This window comes from Adlercreutzia sp., assembly GCF_056795635.1.
On the sequence record NZ_JBQIIT010000042.1, the window covers coordinates 1 to 5,531 of the forward strand.

At 61.6% G+C, this 5,531-nt stretch carries 5 protein-coding genes; all 5 read right to left on the minus strand.

Annotated elements, in window-relative coordinates; genetic code table 11:
* On the minus strand, positions 1-1,382 hold a 1,382-nt coding region (locus ACTOXK_RS11675), incomplete at its 3' end, for an alanine/glycine:cation symporter family protein (RefSeq protein WP_482279967.1).
* 364 nt (positions 1,383-1,746) lie between these two features.
* A complete protein-coding gene (locus tag ACTOXK_RS11680; protein WP_016310268.1) occupies positions 1,747-2,700 on the minus strand; it encodes a fibronectin type III domain-containing protein in 954 nt (317 codons plus the stop codon).
* 230 nt (positions 2,701-2,930) lie between these two features.
* Complete coding sequence (locus ACTOXK_RS11685; protein ID WP_016310267.1) at positions 2,931-3,458, minus strand: shikimate kinase; 528 nt, start codon at positions 3,456-3,458, stop codon at positions 2,931-2,933.
* Between the two features lie 49 nt (positions 3,459-3,507).
* On the minus strand, positions 3,508-5,337 hold the full coding sequence (locus ACTOXK_RS11690) for a DUF2207 family protein (RefSeq protein ID WP_482279968.1): 1,830 nt from the start codon (positions 5,335-5,337) through the stop codon (positions 3,508-3,510).
* Positions 5,337-5,531: TrkA C-terminal domain-containing protein (locus tag ACTOXK_RS11695; RefSeq protein WP_482279969.1), on the minus strand; the 195-nt coding region annotated here is incomplete at its 5' end. The genes ACTOXK_RS11690 and ACTOXK_RS11695, both read right to left, overlap by 1 nt.

The window sequence follows — 5,531 nt, forward strand, 5'->3', positions numbered from 1 at the left end:
TCTTTGCCCTCCTTGCGCTGACGGGTGTAGTCGTCCAGCGCCGCCAAGGCCCACTTGCCCAGAAGCAGGATGGCCACGAGGTTGATAATGGCCATGAAGCCCATGAAGATGTCGGCCAGGTTCCACGCCAGATCGAAGCTGTTCACGCAGCCGTAGAAAATGGCGGCCAGGCACAGCACGCGGAAGACCACCATGCCCCACTTCGTGTGCTTGAAGATGTAGCGGAAGTTGGTCTCGGCGTAGAAGTAGTTGCCGATGAGGCTGGAGAACGCAAAGGCGAAGATGGCGAAGGTGATGAAGTGGATACCGATCTCGCCGATGGAGTTGTTCACGGCCATCTGCACGAGCGGCATGCCGTTCAGGGATGCGGCCAAAGCCGGATCCTGCACCCAGAAGATCATGACCATCATGGCCGAGCAGGTGCAGATGAGCAGCGTGTCAATGTACACCGACAGGCTCTGCACGAGGCCCTGCTTCACCGGGTGCGACACCGAAGCCGTGGCGGCGGCGTTCGGGGCCGAGCCCATGCCGGCCTCGTTGGAGAACAGGCCGCGCTTGATGCCGAGCATGACCACCGAGCCCGCGAAGCCGCCGGCGATGGACTGGAAGTTGAAGGCCGACTGGAAGATGGTGCCGAACACGGCCGGCAGCTCACCGATGTTGGCCACCGTGGTCCACACGGCCACGACAATGTAGGCAATGGCCATGATGGGCACAATGATGGAGGTGATGATGGAGATGCGCTTCGCACCGCCGAAAATGACGAAGGCGGTAAACACGATGAGCACGATGCCCACGCCGATGGCCGTGCCGTTGCTAGCGTAGTCGGGGATGTAGTACTCAAGGGCCGAGGTCATGTTGAAGGCCTGCAGGCCGTTGAAGCCGAAGGCGAAGCACAGGATGAGCGCCCACGCGAAGATGATGCCGAGCCAGCGCTGGCCCAGACCCTGCTGAATGTAGTAGGCCGGACCGCCCCGGAACTCGCCTTCCTTGCCGCGGATCTTGTAGATCTGGGCCAGAGTGGACTCGATGAAGGCCGAAGCCGCGCCGATGAGCGCCATGAGCCACATCCAGAAGATGGCACCCGGGCCACCGGTGGCCACGGCCGTGGCGATGCCGGCGATGTTGCCCGTGCCCACGCGGGAGGCGGTGGACACCATGAGAGCCTGGAACGATGAGATGGACTTCTCACCTTCCACGTGCTTCTTCTCGGTCAGCTGGGTGAACATGTCCTTGATGTAGCGAATCTGCACGCCCTTGGTGCGGATCGTGAAGTAGATGCCGACGAACACGAGCAAGATCACTAGGATGTACGTGTACATAAACCCGTCGATCTCACCGGTCCAGTCGACAAGCATCTGGTTCAGCTTCTCAAAATCCATAGATGCTTCCTTTCCGAAAGCGGACGGCCATCGCGGCCCTCGCGCCTCCCCGGTCGGGGCACGTCTTTCTGCGCGCGAATCAGCACACGCGGTGCAGTTTCTTCGATTCGCAGCAGGAAAACGGCCTCATGGATACCATGCGCCAATCCCCATCGGCGCAAAAACTTGTCCTGTATTCTACACTACAGGCGACTAAAGTTATGGGAGAGTATCAGATTTAGCGGGGAGCACGTGCCCGCTTTCCCGCTGCGGCCCGTGACGGCTGCACTCGCTTTCGGCCCAACACCGCGCCCACAAAAAGAGAGAGGCCGCGTCCCCCGCAGCCTCTCCCTCGATAAGTAGGAAGCAATGTTAGGAATGGAAGTTACTTGGTCTTCTTGACCTTCACGGGGGACTCGTCGCCCCAGTAGGTACCGATGCTCTCGTAGGAGCCGGTGAAGTTCAGCGTCTTATAGGACACGAGCTTCTCATCCATGTCGCCCCACTCGTCGGTCACCGTCTCCCACTTCTGATCGTACTTGACGGACTCGGTGGTCTTATAGGAAGACTTCACGCCGTTGGCGCACGCCTGCACGGTCACTTCGTAAGCGCGCTTCGCCTTCAGGCCCTTGATCTTGACGGACTTCTTCTTGGCATCCACCAGCACGGTCTTCACCGTTTCTCCGGCAGCCTTGTCGCGCACGGCCACCTGATAGTGCGTCGCGCCCTTGACCTTCTTCCAGGAAACGTTCAGGGCCTTCTTGGCGGCTTTCACCTTCACGGTCTTCACCTGGGGAACGTTAATGGAAAACGTCTGATACACAGTGCCCTTGTACTTGTTCACGCCCTTGATAACCACCTGAGCGCGACCGATGTTCTTGTTGTTCTTGTACTCGATGGTGACATCGGCCTTCTTCTTCTTGATGAGCTTTTTGGCTTCCTTGCTGGATTTGCCCGTAACGTTGACCACCTTCAGGGGACGATACTTCGTCGTGTAGGTTTCCTTCACGATCTTCTTCTTTTCGTCGTCCCAGTACTTTTCGGTACGCTTGCCCTCATAATCCTTGTCGTACACGCGCACCTCGACCTTCGGCTTCACGGCCTTGCCGGTATAGTTGGTAAGGCTCGCCCAATGGCTGCCGTCCGCCTGTTCCTTCTTGGTCACCTTGGTCGTGATGACATCGATATCCAGATCGCCCTCGTGATAGAGCTTGGTGATGCTCGCCTTCCCGGCGGCGTGAGCGGTGCCCGGAGTGAGCATCGCCATGGCAGGCGCAACGCACAGCGCCAGGGCGGCAGCGATAGCGGCGGCGCCCATCTTCTTCATGGTCAGTTGCATACGCAACTCCTTTCCTCGTTCTCTCAAACCAGCCTCTTCCTACTTGCCAACGAGTCTATCATAGAATCGCCCCCCCCCCCACCAGGATTAATTCGGTCATATATGAATTTTTTCGTCAAGAAAAATGCCCCCTGGGTAACCGGGGGGCACGGGTCTGCTGGCAGTCCGAATCCTTCCGCCGTCTCCGCCGCCGCAGCGCTCGGCAGCCACGAGCCTCGGCACGAGAGAGGCTACTTCAGCGCGGCAGCTACTTTGCGGGCGGCGGCGGTAATGGACAGGTCGTTCACGTCCACGGTGATGTCGGCGTACTTCTCGTAGAGGGGCAGGCGCTCGTCGTACAGGTCGCGCAGGCTCATGCCGATACCGCCCTTCATGACAACGCCGCGATCGGAGAAGTCGGCCAGGCGCGCCTTCAGCTCGTCGAAGCTGATCTTCAGGTACACCACGCGGCCTATCTTGCCGAGATGCTCCATGGCCGCATCGCTGTAGACGGCCGAGCCGCCCGTGGCGATGACCGAGTGCTCGAAGCTCATCTCCGAGAGCACCTGGTTCTCGATCTCGATGAAGGCATCGGGACCCAGCGTGTCGATAAGCCGCTGGAGCGACTTATCGCACGACTGCTGAATGAGCAGGTCGGCATCGACGAAATCCCTGCACAGGATCTTCGCCAGCACAATGCCGAGAGTAGATTTGCCGGCTCCGGGCATGCCGATGAGCACGACGTTGTCACAACCGGGTTCGAAGGACTTCTCTTTCATGGGGGCTTCCTTTCTTGGCGAAACGATGCGTTCGCCTCTTCGCTTCCAACTAGGCACGCACTTCGGCGCGATGGTGGGCAACACGCAGGGCGTCGTCGAAGGCAGTGGACAACTTGGGGGCCAGCTCCGCCAACTGATCGGCGGCATCGACGGGGGCCGCGGCGCCCTCGGCGGCATCGGTGCCGAGGACTCGCCCGTTTTCCCCGAGGGGCTTCAAGAAGCGCAGCACGCCGAACAGGTAGCCATAGGGCACAAGCTCGGCTCGTTCGCCTACCGTTAGCCCGCAGGCCGCAAAGCTCCAGCCGCCATCGCGCATCCAGTTGCGCAACGCCTTGGCGTGGGCGGTTATCTCGTTGCCTCGAACCGAACGCCGCATGGTATAGTTCGCCAGCACTCCCACGGCCGCCGCCGTTGCCAGAGAAAGCAGCGCCGGAAACCAGCCGAGCCACAGGAAGGCGAGCACCGCCGCAACCGCGAGCAGGGCCGCGAGCACCAGCATCGCGCGCTGGGCGCGACGGCTTCCGTTGTCGAAAAAGCCGTAGGCCTCGATGCGACGAGACAGCCCCTGCTGCCATGCGTGCTCCGCCTCCAAGAACGCCTGGGGACGCTGGTGCGCGAAGGACGACAGGTCGGCCAGCGTCAACCGATCGGCCCCCTCGGCCAGCGCCTCTAACAGCCGAAGCGTTGCACGATCATCTGCGCCGAGGCAGTCGTCTTCGAGCCGGTCTGCCGTCGGCAGCAGCAGCGCCGCGGGCCGGCCGGCCTTGTACCGCACGCCCACGATACCGCGTCGCACGAGATCGAGCGCCATGGCCACGGCATCATCGGGGCTCTCGTGGTTCCACCGCCACAGGCGTCCCATCTCCGCCGGCGACAAACTTCCGTCGGGCACTTCGCACCAGTAGTCGTCGGTAAAAGACGGCGGCCGCTCGCGGCCCCAGCGGGCGTATACGAGCAAGGCCACGACGAGGAACAGGGCGCAGGCGCCCATCAACCCCGAGGCCAGGCTGTCGCGCATAATGAGCCGATGGGCGTCGCGATCGACCCAGCCCTCCTCGTACTGGGCCGTCCACTGGTACTGCAAACTCCCCTGGTTCGCCAGGCGATCTTCCTCGCTCAGGTTGGTCAGCCAGCCGACGGGAAACATCACACGGCCCTCGGCGTAGGCACTTGACGCCACGGATGGGTCGGTAAAGGTGATCGAACCGTCCTGGGAGATTTCCACCGTGCCGTCTTTGGGGCCATGACCCCAGGCAAGCACGTTCTCGTTGGGTTCCACCGCGGCATTGGCGGCTACCGGAAGAATCACCTTGGCCGTCACCTGATGCAGATCGACGGCGTAATCGAGCGGCGCATAAAGCCATTGGAAATCCGCGGCATCGTCGTAGGTCTCCACCGCATGGCTCACTTTGTAGGTGACTTCCACCACGGCCTTTTCGGGCAGATCCTGCACGAAGGCATACAGGGTATCCTGAAAACGGTCGAAGGCCCAGCCATCGGCCTCGGGCCTGCCGCCGCCGCGCCAGGGAATCTGGAAGGTCGTGGACTTCAGCTTCGTCCACTCATCCACCACATTGCCCTCATCGTCCACGGGCGCCAGACGCACGCGCTTCACCTTCACCTCGGCATCTTCCGGAAAACCGGCATACAGCCACTTCAAGGTCTCGCGCGCTTCGCCGTCGCCGGGGAACTCGAAGATACGCTGATCGGTAACGGTTGCCGACCCGTCAGTCTCCACCACGGCCGTTAGGTCGACCTGGGAACATTGGTAGTCGGCAGCCCACGCGTCGGCCGGGCAGGCCAGCATGCCGCAGAGCACCGCCGTCAGAACGAGCAGAGCGCGCAGGCGCAGACGCATGTTCCGAGCCGCTGCAGACACTACAGGCTCCTGAACGCCAAGCGCACGTCGTCAAGCACATCCTCATCGGCCACCACAATGGCCTTGTCGCCGGAAAACAGTAGCGTTTCCGCGTTGGCCACCTCCACGTCGCCACCGCTTGAGACCGCTGCGATCAGCGCATTGTCGGGCAGCGGGATCTCCTCGACCAGCACGCCGTCCTCGTCGGAGAAATG